At 66.4% G+C, this 17,066-nt stretch carries 15 protein-coding genes; 8 read left to right on the top strand and 7 right to left on the bottom strand.

The window, feature by feature from the left end; all coding sequences use genetic code 11:
- Positions 1-21: 21 nt before the first annotated feature.
- From WKW79_RS21815 to WKW79_RS21800, 4 genes are read right to left on the bottom strand one after another with little or no spacing between them, the layout of a single operon-like run.
- Complete coding sequence (locus tag WKW79_RS21815) at positions 22-1,602, bottom strand: polyamine aminopropyltransferase (RefSeq protein WP_340337291.1); 1,581 nt, start codon at positions 1,600-1,602, stop codon at positions 22-24.
- A 7-nt stretch (positions 1,603-1,609) separates the two neighbouring features.
- Positions 1,610-1,828 (bottom strand): DUF350 domain-containing protein, encoded by a 219-nt coding sequence (locus tag WKW79_RS21810; protein ID WP_213957278.1) that lies wholly within the window; start codon positions 1,826-1,828, stop codon positions 1,610-1,612.
- A 21-nt stretch (positions 1,829-1,849) separates the two neighbouring features.
- A complete protein-coding gene (locus WKW79_RS21805; protein WP_340337290.1) occupies positions 1,850-3,325 on the bottom strand; it encodes a DUF4178 domain-containing protein in 1,476 nt (491 codons plus the stop codon).
- Positions 3,326-3,328: 3 nt separating this feature from the next.
- A complete protein-coding gene (locus WKW79_RS21800) occupies positions 3,329-4,378 on the bottom strand; it encodes an SPFH domain-containing protein (protein ID WP_340337289.1) in 1,050 nt (349 codons plus the stop codon).
- A gap of 197 nt (positions 4,379-4,575) precedes the next feature.
- Here WKW79_RS21800 and WKW79_RS21795 point away from each other — a divergent pair, with 197 nt between their 5' ends.
- The 4 genes from WKW79_RS21795 (at position 4,576) to WKW79_RS21780 (ending at position 8,188) form a co-directional block, all read left to right on the top strand.
- On the top strand, positions 4,576-6,918 hold the full coding sequence (locus WKW79_RS21795; RefSeq protein WP_340337288.1) for an NADP-dependent malic enzyme: 2,343 nt from the start codon (positions 4,576-4,578) through the stop codon (positions 6,916-6,918).
- 180 nt (positions 6,919-7,098) lie between these two features.
- Positions 7,099-7,512 (top strand): guanyl-specific ribonuclease, encoded by a 414-nt coding sequence (locus WKW79_RS21790; protein WP_340337287.1) that lies wholly within the window; start codon positions 7,099-7,101, stop codon positions 7,510-7,512.
- An 80-nt stretch (positions 7,513-7,592) separates the two neighbouring features.
- On the top strand, positions 7,593-7,994 hold the full coding sequence (locus WKW79_RS21785) for a barstar family protein (RefSeq protein ID WP_371319844.1): 402 nt from the start codon (positions 7,593-7,595) through the stop codon (positions 7,992-7,994).
- Positions 7,995-8,041: 47 nt separating this feature from the next.
- Positions 8,042-8,188 (top strand): hypothetical protein, encoded by a 147-nt coding sequence (locus tag WKW79_RS21780; RefSeq protein ID WP_340337286.1) that lies wholly within the window; start codon positions 8,042-8,044, stop codon positions 8,186-8,188.
- Positions 8,189-8,320: 132 nt separating this feature from the next.
- Here WKW79_RS21780 and rsmA read toward each other — a convergent pair whose 3' ends face one another.
- Genes rsmA through WKW79_RS21765 form a run of 3 tightly spaced genes read right to left on the bottom strand, consistent with a single transcriptional unit; the run spans position 8,321 to position 12,932 of the window.
- Complete coding sequence (gene rsmA / locus WKW79_RS21775; RefSeq protein WP_340337285.1) at positions 8,321-9,085, bottom strand: 16S rRNA (adenine(1518)-N(6)/adenine(1519)-N(6))-dimethyltransferase RsmA; 765 nt, start codon at positions 9,083-9,085, stop codon at positions 8,321-8,323.
- On the bottom strand, positions 9,082-10,524 hold the full coding sequence (locus WKW79_RS21770; protein ID WP_340337284.1) for a peptidylprolyl isomerase: 1,443 nt from the start codon (positions 10,522-10,524) through the stop codon (positions 9,082-9,084). The genes rsmA and WKW79_RS21770 overlap by 4 nt, the downstream gene beginning before the upstream one ends.
- An 11-nt stretch (positions 10,525-10,535) precedes the next feature.
- The gene (locus tag WKW79_RS21765; protein WP_340337283.1) at positions 10,536-12,932 is read right to left on the bottom strand and encodes an LPS-assembly protein LptD; all 2,397 of its coding nucleotides are present in this window, start codon (positions 12,930-12,932) and stop codon (positions 10,536-10,538) included.
- 189 nt (positions 12,933-13,121) lie between these two features.
- Here WKW79_RS21765 and WKW79_RS21760 point away from each other — a divergent pair, with 189 nt between their 5' ends.
- The 4 genes from WKW79_RS21760 to WKW79_RS21745 all read left to right on the top strand — a co-directional run bounded on the left by WKW79_RS21760 (position 13,122) and on the right by WKW79_RS21745 (position 17,066).
- Positions 13,122-14,297, top strand: a complete 1,176-nt coding sequence (locus WKW79_RS21760; protein WP_340337282.1) for an aminoglycoside phosphotransferase family protein — start codon at positions 13,122-13,124, stop codon at positions 14,295-14,297.
- An 11-nt stretch (positions 14,298-14,308) separates the two neighbouring features.
- On the top strand, positions 14,309-15,031 hold the full coding sequence (locus tag WKW79_RS21755; protein ID WP_340337281.1) for a 16S rRNA (uracil(1498)-N(3))-methyltransferase: 723 nt from the start codon (positions 14,309-14,311) through the stop codon (positions 15,029-15,031).
- 273 nt (positions 15,032-15,304) lie between these two features.
- On the top strand, positions 15,305-15,787 hold the full coding sequence (locus WKW79_RS21750; RefSeq protein WP_422823939.1) for a YidB family protein: 483 nt from the start codon (positions 15,305-15,307) through the stop codon (positions 15,785-15,787).
- A 103-nt stretch (positions 15,788-15,890) separates the two neighbouring features.
- On the top strand, positions 15,891-17,066 hold the full coding sequence (locus WKW79_RS21745) for an MFS transporter (RefSeq protein ID WP_340337280.1): 1,176 nt from the start codon (positions 15,891-15,893) through the stop codon (positions 17,064-17,066).

Below are 17,066 nucleotides of genomic sequence, written 5' to 3'. Positions count from 1 at the left end.
GGAGCCCGCCGGTGCGCGACATCAATGCCCCACCACCTTGCCCCACTCCCGCTCGTAGGTGGTCACGAGGATCTGGTTGGACAGCCGGTTGACTTCCGTCGGCACGCGCGCCATGTCCTTCGGAAAATCGAACAACAGTGGCAAGGTGGCGGGCGTCAGGAATTGCAGGCCTTCCGGCAAGGCATCCGGCAGCCGCCAGGGCCGCCGGCTGGCAATGATGAAGCCCCATTCGCCAAAGCTCGGCACATGCGCGTGGTACGGCGTCGCGGTCAGTCCCACCGATTCGATGGTCGTGGCCACGGTCCAGAAGCTTTGTCGCGCCACCAGCGGCGAGGTGGTCTGGATCACCGCGTAGCCGCTGGCCGACAGGCGCTTGTCGAGCAGCGCATAGAAGGCGTTGGTGTAGAGCTTGCCGATGGCGAAGTTGGTCGGGTCCGGGAAGTCCACGATGATCACGTCGAACAGGTCGTCGCTCGCCGCGCCCGTCGTCTTGGGTGCAGGGTCCTGCTGCAACCACTGGAACGCATCCGTGTTCACGACCTTCACCTTCGGCGACTTCAGCGAGCCCCCATTCAGCGCGGCCAGCGTCTCATGCTCGGTGAAGAGCTTCGTCATGTTCGGATCGAGTTCCACCAGCGTCACCTGCTCGACCGAGGGGTACTTGAGGATCTCGCGCACCGCCATCCCATCTCCGCCGCCCAGCACGGCCACCTTATTCGGCGCGCCCTGCGCCGCCATCGCCGGATGCACCAGCGCCTCGTGATACCGGTACTCGTCGCGCTCCGCGAACTGCAGGTTGCCGTTCAGGAACAGCCGGTGCCCGAGTTGCCCCCGCGTGACCACGATGCGCTGGTACGGCGATGTCGCGCTGAACACGATGCGGTCCTGGTAGAACTTGTCTTCCGCCACCGTCGTGATGCGGTCCGCGCCCACGAAGGCCGCGCCGATCACGACCAGCGTCAGCGCGCAAGCCGCCGCATGCGAACCCACGCGCCGCAGTTCATGCCGGAACAGCCACAGCGCCCACACCGCTACCGCCGCGTTCATGAAGCCGAACAGCAGGCCCGTGCGGATCATGCCGAGTTGCGGCACCAGCAGCAGCGGAAATGCGATCGACACCGCGAGCGCGCCGAGGTAGTCGAAGGTCAGCACCTGCGACACCAGGTCCTTCAACGCCACGTCGCGCTTGAGGATGCGCATCACCAGCGGAATCTCCAGCCCGACCAGCGTGCCGACCACCATCACCAGCCCGTACAACAGCAGGCGGAACGCCCCCGGCACCCAGGCATTCGCGATGAACAGCACGGCCGGCAGCGCACCGCCGATCAGCGCCACCAGCAACTCGATGCGCAGGAAGTGCGCGGGAAGTTGCCGCTCGAAGTAGCGTGACAGCCACGAGCCCACGCCCATCGCGAACAGGTAGGTCCCGATGACGGTGCTGAACTGCAGCACCGAATCGCCGAGCAGGTAGGAGCTCAGCGCAGCCGCCGTCAGTTCGTACACCAGCCCGCAGGCCGCGATGACGAACACGCTGGCCAGCAACGCGACCTCGACCGGCCGCGCGCCGGCCGTGGCCCGCGCGGGCGAAAGCACGGCGCTCACCGCAGCGTCAATGGATCGCTGCCGCGACGATCACGCAGATGCCCAGGCTCATCGCGGCCACCACGAGCCCCAGCGCCATGTTCTGCTTCTCGACGATCTCGCGCCACAGGTCGTAGGGCGTGATCTTGTCGATGATCACGAACGCGACCCAGAACACCGCGACACCGATCACCGCGTAGATGAGCGAGCCGAGGATCACACCCGGTTTCAGCCATTCAAATCCCATGGGGACCTCCAGTCAAACAATTCATTTGTGCCCACCGCCACTCGAGAAACCGCCGGATGAACCACCCGAACTGCGGTAGCCCCCGCCCGACGAACTGCTGCAGGTGCTCAGGATGATCAACAGGATCAGGATGATCACCACGATGAGGATGATGGTGCCGCAGCCCAGGCGCGCCGCGCTGCTCACCGGCGCCGCGTCCGCGCGCTTGAACATCTCCTTCTTCGCCTCGAGCTTGAAGGCGGTCGCCACCGTCGCGCTGTCGAGCTTGTCGCCCGATGACCAGGTCAGCTCGTTGGGCGAGCGCTCCATCGACAGCAGGCTGTTGCCGCTGGCGAAGTCGCGGTTGGAAGTGGCCTGCCCGCGCTCGACCTTCCAGTAGAACTCGCCCGCCACGTAGGTGGTCTCGGCGTTGTACGCGTACTGCAGCAGGTAGCGCTTGCCCAGGTAGGTTGCTGCGCCGCCGCCCTGGGCCATGGTCGGCGCGCCGGTAGTCGGTGCGACCATGCTCCAGCCGTCCTCCGCATCCACCAGGAAACTGAAGCCGCGCTTCTTGTTGAACAGCAGGTATTCGTCCCAGCCGAAGTGCTCGTCGTCGCCGGCCGCATGGCCCATGCGGTGCTGGAAGCCGACCACCTGCCATTGCACGCCCTGCAAGGTGCCCAGCGTGCCCAACGCGATCAATGGGCGCACCGGCTCGTCCTGCTCGGCATGCCGCAATTCACCGCCGATGCCTTGCGTCAGGTCGATGATGCTGCTGCAGTTGCGGCAGGTGATGCTCTTGCTGCTGTCGAAGTTGACCGTCACGGTCGCGCCGCAGTTCGGGCAGTTGAAGCTGCGGCCCTTGTCCTCCTTGGCCGACTCGCCGCGCAGGCCGGCGAGTTGCAGGTCTTCGAGCCGTACCGCGCGTCCGAGGTACGCGCCGGGCGGCTCCGAGCCGTAGTCCAGGCTCAGCACCATGCCCTTGTCGCTGCGCAACTCGACGACCGTGAAAGGCCGCCCCAGTTCAGGCAGCTTGGGCAATTCGCCCTGCGCCGAGACCAACTGCACTTGCTCGTTGGAGGCGACCGTGTAGGACTGGCCATTGATCGCGGTGGTGGCGCCCACTCGCAATGCGGTGGCCGGTGGCGCGGCCTGCTGCAGGGCCAGCGGCAGCGAGAAGACGTAGGCGCCGTTGTCCTCGCTCAACGTCCCGGTGCGGTCGCCGTCCAGCGCGGCGATCCACTCGGTCCAGCGCCCGCCGGCATAGCTGTACTGCAATCGCCCGACCAGCGTGAACGGCTTGTCCTGGATGCGCCCCGCCGTGAACAATTGCAGCGGGCTGAAGTCATCGAACAGCTCCGCCATCTTGCCGATGCGCGCCAGCGTCTCGCCTTGGCGCACCACCGTGCTCTGGCAGTAGGCACAGACGGCGAAGGTCGACTGCGCCGACCGGAACTCGACCGGCGCGCCGCAGCCAGGGCAGGGCGCGCGGTAGGCGCGCTGGCTTTCCTCAGCCAACCGCTACACCAGCTTCTTGAGCAGTTCCGCCTTCTTGGCGTCGAATTCTTCCTGCGTGAGGATGCCCTTGGCCTTGAGTTCGCCGAGCTTTTCCAACGTGGTCATCACATCGGCCGCGCTGACCACCGCCACCACCGGCTGGGCCACCGCCGGCCCGGCTGCCGCGGCATTGCTCGTGTTCAAGCCCTGCGCCAGGTTCTGCGCCAGCACCTGCCCCAGCGCCACGCCGGCGCCGAGCCCCATCGCATCACCCGCAATGCCACTGCCACCGCCCGCGCCTTCCGCGAACTTCGGAATCGCCTGCGCCGTCTGGTACTGCATGAACTTGCCCATGTCGTTGCCGACCATGCCCATGCCGATCTTCTGGTCGAGGATCTTCTGGAGCTCCTCGGGCAGCGACACGTTCTGCACCGTGATGTTCTCGAGCTTGATTCCGATCTTCGCGAACTCGGGCACCAGCTGCGTGGCCAGCGCCGTCGCGAACTGGATCTGGTTGGCCGCAAGATCCAGAAAGGGCACGCCGCTGGAGGCGATCGCGTTGCTGATGTTCTGCAGCACCAGCCCGCGCAGTTGCCCGTCGAGGTCGGCGGCGGTGTAGACATCGCGCGTGCCGGAGATTTCGGTGTGGAACAGCTTGGCGTCGCCGATGCGGAACGAGTAGTTGCCGAACGCCCGGACGCGCACCGCCCCGAAGTCCTTGTCCCGCACCGTGATCGGCTGCGGCGTGCCCCACTTCTGGTCGACCTGCTGGCGCGTGCTGAAGAAATAGACGTCGCTCTTGAACGGAGACTCGAAGAGCTTGTCCCAGTTCTTCAGGTAGGTCAGCACCGGCAGCGTCTGCGTCGTCAGCTTGTACATGCCGGGGCCGAACACGTCGGCCACCTTGCCCTCGTTGACGAACACCGCCACCTGCGATTCGCGCACCGTGAGCGAGGCGCCGTTCTGGATTTCCATCTCCGCCATCGGGAAGCGCCAGGCCAGCGTGCCGTCGCCGGTCTCGGTCCACTGGATGATGTCGATGAACTGCTTCTTGATGAAATCCATCAGGGCCATGTCTCTCTCCTCGGCAAGGGTGGTTGTGCCGCGCGGATATTGCCACATCGGCATGGCGGCATGCCTCGATTTCATGCCCGGGCGCCATGCCCCGCAGCCGGCCCGCCTGCAAACCGAGGTCTACAATCGCGCCCCCAATAATCAATGTCGCCGACGGCTGATTGCGTGTGCCCAGCGACTGCAGGAGCCAGGTGTCCATGTCCGATTCCCCCGCGTCCCCGACCGCCCCCGCTGAAGACAAGCGCGCCCAGTTGCGCAAGGCGGCCCTCGATTACCACGAATTCCCGGTCCCCGGAAAGATCGCGATCGCGGCAACCAAGCAGATGACCAACCAGCGCGATCTGTCGCTGGCCTACTCCCCCGGCGTCGCCGCCCCCTGCGAGGAAATCGTCAAGGACCCGGCCAACGCCTTCAAGTACACCTCGCGCGGCAACCTGGTCGGCGTGATCAGCAACGGCACCGCCGTGCTGGGCCTCGGCGACATCGGCCCGCTGGCGTCCAAGCCGGTGATGGAGGGCAAGGGCGTCCTGTTCAAGAAGTTCGCCGGCGTCGACGTGTTCGACATCGAGATCGACGAGAAGGATCCGGCGAAGCTGGTCGAAGTCATCGCTGCGCTGGAGCCGACCTTCGGCGCCATCAACCTGGAAGACATCAAGGCCCCGGACTGCTTCTACGTCGAGCGCGAACTGCGCAAGCGCATGAAGATCCCGGTGTTCCATGACGACCAGCACGGCACCGCCATCACGGTCGCGGCGGCCATGGTCAACGGCCTCAAGGTCGCGGGCAAGGACATCGCCAAGGTCAAGCTGGTCGCCTCCGGTGCCGGTGCCGCCGCGCTGGCTTGCCTGAACCTGCTGCTCAAGGTCGGCCTGAAGCGCGAGAACGTCTTCGTGACCGACCTGGCCGGCGTGGTCTACGAGGGCCGCGAAGAGCTGATGGACGACGACAAGCGCCAGTACATGCAGAAGACCGACATGCGCAAGCTGTCGCAGGTCATCGTCGGCGCCGACGTGTTCCTGGGCCTCTCGGCCGGCGGCGTGCTCAAGCCGGACATGGTCAAGTCGATGGCGCCGCGTCCGGTGATCTTCGCGCTGGCCAACCCCAACCCCGAGATCGCCCCCGAAGACGCGCATGCCGTGCGCGACGACGTGATCATGGCCACCGGCCGGACCGACTATCCGAACCAGGTCAACAACGTCCTGTGCTTCCCGTACATCTTCCGCGGCGCGCTGGACTGCGGCGCGACCACCATCACCGACGAGATGGAAATCGCCGCAGTGCATGCCATCGCCGAGCTGGCCCAGGCCGAGCAGAGCGAGCGTGTGGCGGCCGCCTATGTCGGTGAGAAGCTCAGCTTCGGCCCCGAGTACCTGATCCCCAAGCCCTTCGACCCGCGCCTGATGATGAAGATCGCGCCGGCCGTGGCCAAGGCGGCCGCCGACAGTGGCGTGGCCCAGCGCCCGATCCAGGACATGGACGCCTACCGCGACAAGCTGCAAAGCTTCGTCTACGCCTCCGGCACGGCGATGAAGCCCATCTTCGACGCGGCCCGCCGCGCCACCAAGAAGCGCGTGGCCTTTGCCGAGGGCGAGGAAGAACGCGTGCTGCGCGCCGTCCAGATCGTGGTCGACGAGGGCCTGGCCCGCCCGACGCTGATCGGCCGCCCGGCCATCATCGCCCAGCGCATCGAGAAGTTCGGCCTGCGCCTGAAGGAAGAACTCGACTACGACGTCGTCAACGTCGAGCAGGACCATCGCTACCGCGACTTCTGGCAGACCTACCACCGCATGACCGAGCGCCTGGGCCAGACGGTGCAGACCGCCAAGATCGAGATGCGCCGCCGCCTCACGCTGATCGGCTCGATGCTGCTCTACAAGGGCGAGGTCGACGGCCTGATCTGCGGCACCTGGGGCACCACGCAGACGCACCTGCACTACATCGACCAGGTCATAGGCAAGCGCGCCGGCGGCTGCGAAAGCACGCCGCAGGACGTGCCGGTCTACGCCTGCATGAACGGCCTGCTGCTGCCCGATCGCCAGGTGTTCCTGGTCGACACGCACGTCAACTATGACCCGACGCCCGAGGAACTGGCCGAGATCACCACCATGGCCGCCGAGGAAATGATGCGCTTCGGCCTGAAGCCGAAAGCCGCCCTGCTGTCGCACTCCAACTTCGGCACCAGCAACCAGCCCACCGCGATCAAGATGCGCAAGACGCTGGCCTTGCTGCGCGAGCAGGCGCCCTGGCTGGAAGTCGATGGAGAAATGCACGGCGACGTTGCATTGGACGGAAAACAACGCGCTGCGGTCATGCCGCACAGCGCGCTGGCCGGCGATGCCAACCTGCTGGTCTTCCCGAATATTGACGCCGCCAACATCTCCTACAACCTGCTGAAAACAGCCGCTGGCGGCAATATTGCGATTGGCCCGGTGCTCCTGGGGGCGGCAAAACCGGTGCACATTCTCACCGCGAGCGCCACGGTGCGCCGGATCGTCAACATGACAGCCCTCACCGTCGCGGATGCAAGCGCCGAGCGATAAGGCAAACCAAGACAGCGTGCGCTAACTTACAGACAAAGGGATCCCACCTCGGGCACTGCTCATTCCTTGGGCAGGTGCTTGCTATTCGTGCGCGTCTGGTGCACACTAGCGGGCTGAATTTTCGGGTTAACCCCAAGTTGGCCCCGGATTCGGCCTCGCTCTCTTTCCTCCTGGTGCCCCATGGCGGCTCACGCCCCGATCACGTTTCCTGTTTCCAAGTTTGCGCTCACTGGCTTGTTGCTGGTGGCGCTTTCCACCGGAGTCCAGGCCCGTGAATGGTTCGGTTTCAGGAATGGGCAGCCGGACACGGGAACTATTGCGTTGACCGAGTTGCCTGTACAAGGGCAGAAAACATACGCGGCCATCCTGAAGGGTGGCCCCTTCAAATTTGAGAAAGACGGCACGGTGTTCGGCAATCGCGAACGCCAGTTGCCGCGGGAACGGCGAGGCCATTACCGTGAATACACGGTCGAAACCCCTGGTTCGCGAGATCGCGGTGCCAAGCGCATTGTGTGCGGCGGCGAACAGACCACACCGTCTGCCTGCTGGTATACGGCTGACCATTACGCAAGTTTCAGGCGCATCACGCCATGAGCAGTGACGATTTGGAATGGAGGGGCGCCTTGACGCGCCAGGATGCAATGACGACGACAACCATTGAAAGACCAGCGGAGATGACTTTATCCCTTCGTGCCGTGCGGCCGAACATCGTGCAGTCGATTCGCGCATTCCGCGTGAACGACCTGCAGGAGGCAGCGCACGCAGCCGGTCAGCACTTCCTGTATGCCAACCTGGGCAATGCCCAGACCAAGCAGGACGTGCTCGACCTGATCGCGCAACAGTTCACCTTCCCGGCGCATGTCGGCAAGAACTTCGACGCGCTCTACGACTGCATGACCGATCCGCTGCACAAGTCGGGCCCGCAGCCTGGTTTCGTGGTGGTGCTGGAACAGATTCCGGCCAACACCAAGTTCGACAAGGAAGCGCGCGAGCAACTGCTCGACATCTTCCGCGACGCCTCCGACTACTGGGGAGACCGGAAGATACCGTTCAGGTGCTTCTATTCTTTTCTGTAGCCCGTTCTGCACACACCAGCCAAGCAGAACGGGCGAACGAGGCTTCGTTGGGCACCACCGTGCCCGCCGGGATCGCCATCGAGGCCGATCCCAACGCCGAGAAAATGCCGACCGACAAGTTGGTCGACGTCTCGCCGCTGGCGCTGCGCATGAGCAGCCCCTTCAACGCAGGATATTGGTTGGCCGCAGCCTGAGTGCGGCCCGGCGAGCGCTGCGCATTCGTCGTGCCGCGCCCACCGTCCTTGCAACGCGGTGACCATTGACCGGCCATGCCGGCCAGTGGCGCTCCTCCAGTCATTCAAGCCCGTCCATGCGACGGGCTTTTTTCATGGCGGGACGGCTTGTGCCAGCGCGACGTATTCCGCCACCGGCACTTCCTCCGCGCGCCGCTGGATGTCGAAGCTGCCGCTGAAGCCATGCGTCTCCAGCCATTGGCCCAATGTGTGACGCAGGATCTTGCGCCGCTGGCTGAAGGCGACCTGCACGATCTCGCCCAGACGCGCGGCGTCGACGGCGGGCGGCTGTGCCAGCGGCACCATGCGCACCACGGCGCTGTCCACACGCGGCGGCGGGTCGAAGCTTTCCGGCGGCACGAACAGCACGTTCTCCATGCCGTAGCGCCACTGCAGCATCACGCTCAGGCGGCTGTAGTCGGAAGTGGCCGGGCGCGCCACCATGCGGTCGATCACCTCTTTCTGCAGCATGAAGTGCTGATCGGCGATCCGGTGCGCGAAGCCGAGCAGATGGAACAGGATCGGCGTGGAGATGTTGTAGGGAAGGTTGCCCACCACGCGCAACGCGGCCGGCGCCTTTTGGGTCGCCAACGCGCCGAAGTCGACCTTCAGCACGTCGGACTCGATCACGTCGAGATGCGCGTGCTCGCGCAGCCTTGCGGCCAGGTCGCGGTCGAGTTCGATGACGGTGAGGCGCCCGAGGCGCTCGACCAGCGGCTGCGTCAGCGCGGCCAGCCCCGGGCCGATCTCCACCATCGCGTCGCCCGGCTGCGGCGCGATCGCCTGGACGATCGCGTCGATGATGCCGCCGTCGGTCAGGAAGTGCTGGCCGAAGCGCTTGCGCGCAATGTGCTTCAAGACTGCGGCGGCTCGCGGAACTCGACGTAGGCGCGCGCACGCACCTCTTGCGACCAGGTGTCGAAGGCCTCGTCGAGCTTCTTGTCGCGCAGGGCGGTGCGCGCCGCCTCGCGCTGCTCGGCCGGGTTCAGCTTGGTGTCGCGCCGGCCTTCCACCTGGATCAGGTGCACGCCAAAGCGCGACACCACCGGGTCGCTGATCTCGCCGGGCGACAGGCGGTTGACGGCCTCCTCGAACTCAGGCACGAACTGGCCGGAACGCGACCACCCGAGTTCGCCGCCGTCCTTGGCGCTGCCGTCCTGGGAGTTGTCGCGCGCGAGCCCTTCGAAGGTGGCGGTGCCTGCCTTGATGCGGCGCTTGAAATCGGCGAGCCGGGCAATCGCCTGCTCGTTGCTCAACTTGGCATCGGTGCGCAGCAGGATGTGCCGGACCTGGGTCTGCGTGACGGTCGCATCGGCGGCGCCCGGCTGCGACCGGGCGAGCACCTTGAGCACGTGGAAGCCGGCCGGCGAGCGCACCGGTCCGGCAATGCCGTTGACCGCCGTGCCCTCGACCGCATCCCTGAACAGCTGCGGATAGCGGTCCGCGCTGCGCAGGCCAATCGCGCCGCCCGCGACCTTGTCGGGTGCATCAGAGAATTCGCGCGCCAGTTTCGCGAAGTCTTCGCCGGCGCGCACGCGCTTGGCAATGGACTGGGCCTTTTGTTCAAAGGGGGCAACCTGCGCCTCGGTCGCGTTTTCGGGCACGGCCACCAGGATCTGCGCCAGGTTGATGTCGGACGCCAGTGCGGCATTGGGCGCCGAACGCTGGTCGCGCAGGTACTGGTCGACCTCGAGATCGCTGACCTTGACCTTCGGGTCCACTTCGCGCTCGCGCAGGCGCGTCAGCAACAGTTGGTTGCGCAGGTCGCGCCTGAAATCCGATTGCGAGATGCCATCGGCGGCCACGCGGCGGCGCAACTCGTCGACGCTGAGCTGGTTCTGGCGCGCCACGGTCTGTTCGGCCTGGTCGACTGCGATGTCGTCGACCTTGATGCCCTGTTCCTTGGCCAGCTGCAACTGGGCGCGCTCGCTGATCAGGCGCTCCAGCACCATCGAATTCAGCTGCGCCCGCGGCATCTTGCCGGCTTCGGTGGGGTTCTGCTCGATGATGCGCTCCACGCGCGACTGCACGTCGGAGTTGGTGATGGGTTCCGAATTGACCAGCGCGACGATGTATTCGGCGGAACGCTGCACCGCCGGGGCGGCGGGCGGACGCGCCTGCTGCGCCGGTGGCACGACGAAGCCCTGCGGCGACTTCATGATGTCCGTGATGCCGCGGCTCGGCGCGGGGGAGCCGTTGCTCGTTGCGGCGGGTCGGAGGCCTTGCGCCTGCGCGCCGAACGTCATGGCCAATGCCGTGACGATGGCCAGCGTGGGGGTGGAGCGAAGGTGTTTCATGACAGGGATGCTCAATCGTAATTGGTGTAGCGGCTCGGGCCGAGGACCGGCTGGCGCAGCGGTGTGTAGCGCGGAATGTTGGTTTGCAGGGTTCGCATCGGGCTGGTGCCGACGCTGGTGAATCCCACGAATTCGATCTGGAACATGATGCGCGTGTTTGCGGTGACCTGACCGGTCGTAAGCCTTTCCAGCACGACACGGCCGATGTAACAGCATCCGTCGTACTCGAGGCCGATGATGCCGTCGGTCATCTGGCGGTCGATCAGGCTGTAGTTGAGCCGGCCGACGGCATACCAGCGCCCGCCGCCCAGGCCGCGCCCCGGACCCAGATTCTCGTCCTTTGTGCCCCAGAGGTCATTCAGGGGCCATTGCCAGCCAATGTCGATCGACTTGTTGCCATCGCCCGCGCCCGGGGTCGAATCCGCCTGGTACCGGTAGGCCATGCTGATGGTGCGGTAAGGGCCGGGGCTGTAGCGCAGGCTCAGCGTGTTGCGGGTCGACCGGTGGCTGTCCGGGTTGTACTGGATGGTGGTGTCCAGGCCCCACTTGGGCGTCCAGTTGATCTGCGCGCCCATCAGCACGTCGCCCACGCCCTTCTCGACGGTCGGGACGTTCGGCAGCTGCACCTTCTGGTCGCTGAAGCGCAGTCGCTGCGCAATGCCGAAGCGCGCGGCTTCCGCGCCGGTGTCGGCGTCGATCAGGCGCGAGGTCAGGCCCAGCGTGAGCAGGTTGTTGTCGGCGATGCGGTCGTTGCCCGAGAAGGCGTTCTCGGTGTAGACGGTGGCGAAGTTGAAGTCGTTGGCCGCGGTGTCGTAGACCGGGATCGCGCTCTGGTCGCGATAGGGCGTGTAGACGTAGAACGCGCGCGGCTCCAAGGTCTGGACCAGCGAGCGGCCGAAGAAGCTGGTGTTGCGCTCGAAGACCAGTCCAGTGTCGAGACTCACGGTCGGCACCGTCACGGTGGCGGACGAGACACCGTTCATCTTGCCGTAGGCCTCCGCGTCAGGCCGCACCGAGAGCGGATCCGCGAAGTTGTAGGCCCGCGCATTGAGCAGGAGCTTTGGAACGACGAAGCTGCCAGGCGTCAGGAACGGACGGCTGATGGTGGCCTGCGAGTACACCCGCTCGGCGTTCGGCTGGTTCAGCAGGACGTTGGAGTTCTGGTACTGCAGCAGCGGATTGCTGTCGAAGCGCGTGAAGTCGTTGTTGAGCGCGACGTCAAAGCCATGCCAGTCGTACTTGTTGTAGTCGGCCGTGACCTGCGGCATGCGGTTGTATGGCGGGATGATGGTCGAGGACGTGGTGGTGTCCTGCAACGTCTGGTAGTACAGCGCGCGCGCCTGGCCGCTCCAGTCGCCCTTGCTCCAGCTGAGCGTGCCGTCGCTGGACAGCAGGCGCTGCGTGAGCGACGGCGTGCGCGAAAAGTCGCGCCAGTAGTCGTCGTCGCTGACGCGGTTGATGTTCAGCGACCCGCTGAAGCTGCTGAGCCCGAGGGCCTTGGCATCGAAGGTCTGCGAATGCGAAGTCCAGATGCCCCAGCGCTCGCGATCGCGCAAGGCGTCGTCCGGCATGTAGTCGACGCGCGCCTCGCCGTTGTAGCCCTTTTCAAGGTAGCGAAAGTCGGTGCTCAGGTTGAGACCGCGCTTGCTCATGAAGGTGGGCGTGAGGGTGATGTCTCGGTTGGGCGCGAGGTTCCAGTACCACGGCTGGGTGATTTCGACGCCATTGACGTTGTCGATGCCGATCGTCGGCGGCAGCAGGCCGGTCTTGCGGTTGCTGTTGAGCGGAAAGCTCAGGCTCGGGAACGGCGGCGTGCTGATGCCCATGAAGGACAGTTGCGCGTTTTCCGCAACGCCGACGTTTTCCTCGGTGTCGGTGTGCAGGGTGGTCGCGCTCAGCATCCACGCCGGCATCCAGCCCGGATAGTCCTCGCGCCGGCAAGTGGTGTAGGTGGCGTCGCGCGCAACCGAACGGGCATCGTCGACGAAATCGATGCGTTGCGCGTCGCCATGGCCGCCGGTGGCCAGGAAGCGGTAGCGCACGTTGTTGAAGAAGCCCTCGAAGCTTTCCACCTTGAGTTCGAGATCCGGGCCCGAATACTCGTTGCCGGCCTGGTTCACGCGCACGTTCCCGGTGGCCTTGGCCAGGTCGGTGGGCTGGTCGTAGGAGAGCCTGTCGGCGTTGATCACGGTGTCGCCGCGGCGCAGCTGGGCGTTGCCGGTGACCTCGGTCTGCAGGTCGGGCTGGCCCGAGATGCGCTCCCCGCTGATGAAGCTCGATTGGTCGCCGCGCAAGGCTTGCGGCACGGTTTCCTGCAGTTGCGGCGTGCGCTTGAGCGTGAGCGGCCCCTCGAGGTCCACTGTTTGAGCGCTCGCGCCGTGCGCATGCAACAGCGCGAGCGAAAGCACGGCCAGCGGTAGCGGGGGTCGGCACCGGCGCAGGGTGGCACGGGTCAGGTCAGGCGTCGGCACAGGCAAGGGCGTCGGGCAATGGAGGCAGAGTGGCCGGTGGAGGTTGGCAAGGGGTCGGGCCGAAGCCGAGTCCCAAGGCTGCCGGCGGCCGTCCGCGCCAGGCGGATTTGTAGAATTCCATTATCCATGACAGCACCTTCGCCAACGCCCCACGGCGCCGACCCGGCCATCGCGTGGAGCGACCCTGCCCGCGCCCTCGCATTCGAACAATGGCTCGCCGCCATCGCACCGGCTCAGGGATTGCGCCCTGAAACCGTGCGGCTGGCTTCGGCCGACGCCAGCTTCCGCCGCTACTTCCGTGTCGACAGCCTCGATCCCGCGATCGCCACGCGCATCGTGATGGACGCACCGCCTGCGCAGGAAAACAGCGCACCCTTCGTGCAGGTGGCCGGGCTGATGGCCGAGGCCGGCGTGAAGGCGCCGCGCGTGCTCGACTGGAACCAGCCCGAGGGCTTCCTGCTGCTCGATGACCTCGGCCGGCAGACCATGCTCGACGTGATCGATGCCGAGCGGCCCGAGGCCAACCTGCCGCACTACCTGCAGGCGATCGACGCGCTGATCCATTGGCAGCTGTCGTCGAAGCCCGGCGTGCTGCCACCCTACGACAAGGCGCTGCTGGAGCGCGAGCTGTCGCTGTTCCCGCAGTGGTACCTGGGTGCGCACCGGGGCGTGGCGGTCGAAGGCATCCTGAAGGAGCGGCTCGATCGCGCATTCAAGCTCATCGTCGAGACCAACCTCGCGTCGGCCAACGTCTACGTGCACCGCGACTTCATGCCGCGCAACCTGATGGTTGCAGCCCCCACGCTCGGCACTGCCGTGTCCTCGCTGCCCCCCGAGGGGGCGCCTGCCGCCTTGGGGCGGCCCGGCGTCGGCAGGGGTCCGGACGCCAACCGCCTCGGCGTGCTGGACTTCCAGGACGCCGTCTACGGCCCTATCACCTACGACATCGCCTGCCTGATGCGCGACGCGTTCCTCAGCTGGGACGAGGAGTTCGTGCTCGACGTGACGGTGCGTTACTGGGAAGCCGCACGCAAGGCCGGCTTGCCGGTCGATGACGACTTCGGTAGCTTCTATCGTGCGGTCGAGTGGATGGGGCTGCAGCGCCACCTGAAGGTGGCCGGCATCTTCGCGCGGCTGACGCTGCGCGATGGCAAGCCGCGCTACCTCGCCGACACGCCACGCTTCATCCGCTACATCCGCACGACCTGCGCCCGCTACACCCAGCTCACGCCGCTGCTGCGCGTGATCGACGAGGTCGAAGGCACGACCGACGCCATCGGGTTCGCGATTCCGCGCGTCTGAGCGACGCCACGATGCCGCGCTTTCATTGCTCCGTACCGCTGTCGAGCGGCGACACGCTGGTGCTGCCGCCCGGTGCGGCGCGGCATGTGCAGGTGCTGCGCTTGCAGCCGGGCGACGAGATCACCCTGTTCGACGGCAACGGTGGCGAATATGCGGCCACCGTCGAGCGGATGGGCCGCAGCGACGTGGCGGTGAATGTCGGCGCGCACGACCCGGTCGAGCGTGAAGCACCGCGGCCGGTGCATCTCGCGGTGGGCATGCCGGCCAACGAACGCATGGACTGGCTGGTCGAGAAGGCCACGGAACTCGGCGTCGCGAGCATCCAGCCGCTGATGACGGCGCATGGCGTGCTGCGCCTGGCGGGCGAGCGCGCCGACAAGAAGATCGCGCACTGGCAGGCGGTAGCCGTGGCGGCCTGCGAGCAAAGCGGTCGCAACCGTGTGCCACAGGTCCTGCCGGTACGGTCGCTGAACGACTGGCTTGCCGCCCTGCCCGCACCGGGCGCGGGCGCGTGTCGAAGCATCCTGAGCTTTGCCGATGGTGCGCGCAGCGCCGGGGCGCTCCTGGCGGACGCGCCGGCCAGCTTCACGGTGCTGAGCGGCCCCGAGGGTGGCCTCAGCCCCTCCGAGGAGCAGGAGGCAGTGCGCCGGGGCTTCCTGCCGCTCACGCTGGGCACGCGGGTGCTGCGCGCCGAAACCGCGGCCATTGCGGCGTTGGTCGCCCTCGCGAACTGAGCCTTCACGGCCGTCCCCCAAGGCCGAGGCGCCCAAGACCACTTTCCCTCTCTGCGCAAATGGGCAGGCGTGACAGCCGCCAGCCGGGCGCGCAGAATTCCCCCGGTCGCCCGCCCTTGCGCGCAAGCGTGATCAGCACGGCGGTTTCGAGGCAGTCCTTCACACTGAACCCTTGATCGAGGTGGCCGCGCTGCGGATTGCAAGGCCGGCCCATCAACAATGTGAGGCTGTCACACATCAAGCACGCTCGCGTGCGCACAACAGGGGAACACCATGGGATTGCTCGATTCAGTACTCGGTCAGGTCATCGGCGCGGTCGGAGGACAGTCGCAGCCGCAACAGCAAGGGGGTCTTGGCGGCCTAGGAGGTCTTGCAGGCCTGGGGGGCGGTGATCTCGGCGGGATCGCCGGCGCACTCGGCGGCCTGCTGGCCAACAACGGCGACACAGGTGGCTTGGGCGGGCTGGTCTCGAAGTTCGAGCAGGCCGGCATGGGCGACGTGATCGGCTCGTGGATCGGCAAGGGTGAGAACGCGCCGATCTCCGGCAACCAGCTGGGCGAGGTGCTCGGCGGCGACGCGATCTCCGGCATTGCCAGCAAGCTCGGCGTGAATGCCACGACGCTGCTGCCCATGCTCGCGACACTGCTGCCCTCGCTGATCGACCAGCTCACGCCACACGGCAAGGTTCCGGAGCAGGGCCTGGGCAATCAGGACGATCTGTTGTCCTCGCTCAGCGGCCTCCTGCAAAAGGGCTGACCACCCTTTCGCTCGATGCCGAGGCGCCTCACCAGGCGCCTTTTTCTTGTGCGTCGAGGCAGCATCGCCCGGAACGCGCAACGCGGCCCCGCACAATGGGCTCATGAACAAGAACCTCTGGCTGCTGGCGATCTGCCAAGGGCTGTTTCTCACCAACAACGTCACCTTCATCGCCATCAATGGATTGGTCGGCCTGAGCCTCGCGCCTCGGGGCTGGATGGCGACTTTGCCGGTCATGGGCTACGTGGTCGGCGGCGCCCTCAGCACCGGCCTGGTGGCGCGCTCGCAGCGCCGCTTCGGCCGGCGCGGGTCGTTCCAGCTCGGGCTGGCGGTGGCTGTCTGCTCGGCCCTCCTTTGCGCCTATGCGGCCTACGGAAAGCACTTCTGGCTGCTGAGCTTCGCGACGGTGGTGGCCGGCTACTACAACGCCAACGCGGGCCTGTACCGCTTTGCCGCGGCAGAGATTGCGGCGCCGGCCTGGCGTGAGAAAGCCGTCTCGCTGGTGATGGCCGGCGGCCTCATCGGCGCGGTGATCGGGCCGAACCTGGCGGCCGTGACGCGCGGGCTGTTCGATGCACCCTTCGTCGGCGCGTACCTTGCGCTGGCAGTGGTGGCGCTGCTGTCGATGGCGGTGCTTCGCTTCATCGAGTTCCCGCCGCCGCTCAGCCGGCAGCAGGCCGCGGGCGGCCGGCCGCTCGGCGAAATCATGCGGCAGCCCGCATTCCTGGTGGCGGCCGTGGCGGGGTCGCTGGGCTATGGCGTGATGAACCTGCTGATGGCGGCCACGCCGATCGCGATGCAGGTTTGCAGCCTGCCGTTCCCCGACATCGCCCTGGTGCTCGAATGGCATGTGATCGGCATGTTCGCGCCGGGCTTCTTCACGGGCCATCTGATCCGCCGCTTCGGCGCCTTGGCGGTGATGGGCGTGGGGCTGCTCCTGAACCTCGGCTGCATCGCGGTGGCGCTGTCGGGCGTGGACCTGCACCAGTTCCTGTTCGCGCTGACGATGCTGGGCGTGGGCTGGAACTTCCTCTTCACCGGCGCGACGACCCTGTCGCTGACCACTTACTCGCCCGAGGAGAAGGACCGCGCCCAGGGCGCGCTGAACTTCTGCATGTTCGCCACGCTGGGCGTGACCTCGTTCGCCTCCGGCGTGCTGGTCACGACGCAAGGCTGGACGCTGCTGAACTACGGCTCCTTGCTGCCCGTGGCGCTGACGGGGGTGGCGCTGCTGTGGCTGGCTTTCACGCAGCGGCGGGCCGCCCGGCTCGCGGCCTGA

Source organism: Variovorax robiniae, assembly GCF_037889955.1.
Lineage (GTDB): Bacteria > Pseudomonadota > Gammaproteobacteria > Burkholderiales > Burkholderiaceae_C > Variovorax > Variovorax robiniae.
The sequence above is the reverse complement of the archived record's forward strand: the minus strand, read 5'-3'. Positions and strand labels throughout refer to the sequence as shown.

What these genes read in the sequence shown, in the direction of transcription:
- WKW79_RS21810 (WP_213957278.1), bottom strand. Translation starts at nt 1,828, where the DNA reads ATGGGATTTGAATGGCTGAAACCGGGTGTGATCCTCGGCTCGCTCATC.
- WKW79_RS21800 (WP_340337289.1), bottom strand. Translation starts at nt 4,378, where the DNA reads ATGGCCCTGATGGATTTCATCAAGAAGCAGTTCATCGACATCATCCAG.
- WKW79_RS21795 (WP_340337288.1), top strand. Translation starts at nt 4,576, where the DNA reads ATGTCCGATTCCCCCGCGTCCCCGACCGCCCCCGCTGAAGACAAGCGC.
- WKW79_RS21790 (WP_340337287.1), top strand. Translation starts at nt 7,099, where the DNA reads ATGGCGGCTCACGCCCCGATCACGTTTCCTGTTTCCAAGTTTGCGCTC.
- WKW79_RS21785 (WP_371319844.1), top strand. Translation starts at nt 7,593, where the DNA reads ATGACTTTATCCCTTCGTGCCGTGCGGCCGAACATCGTGCAGTCGATT.
- WKW79_RS21770 (WP_340337284.1), bottom strand. Translation starts at nt 10,524, where the DNA reads ATGAAACACCTTCGCTCCACCCCCACGCTGGCCATCGTCACGGCATTG.
- WKW79_RS21760 (WP_340337282.1), top strand. Translation starts at nt 13,122, where the DNA reads ATGACAGCACCTTCGCCAACGCCCCACGGCGCCGACCCGGCCATCGCG.
- WKW79_RS21755 (WP_340337281.1), top strand. Translation starts at nt 14,309, where the DNA reads ATGCCGCGCTTTCATTGCTCCGTACCGCTGTCGAGCGGCGACACGCTG.
- WKW79_RS21750 (WP_422823939.1), top strand. Translation starts at nt 15,305, where the DNA reads ATGGGATTGCTCGATTCAGTACTCGGTCAGGTCATCGGCGCGGTCGGA.
- WKW79_RS21745 (WP_340337280.1), top strand. Translation starts at nt 15,891, where the DNA reads ATGAACAAGAACCTCTGGCTGCTGGCGATCTGCCAAGGGCTGTTTCTC.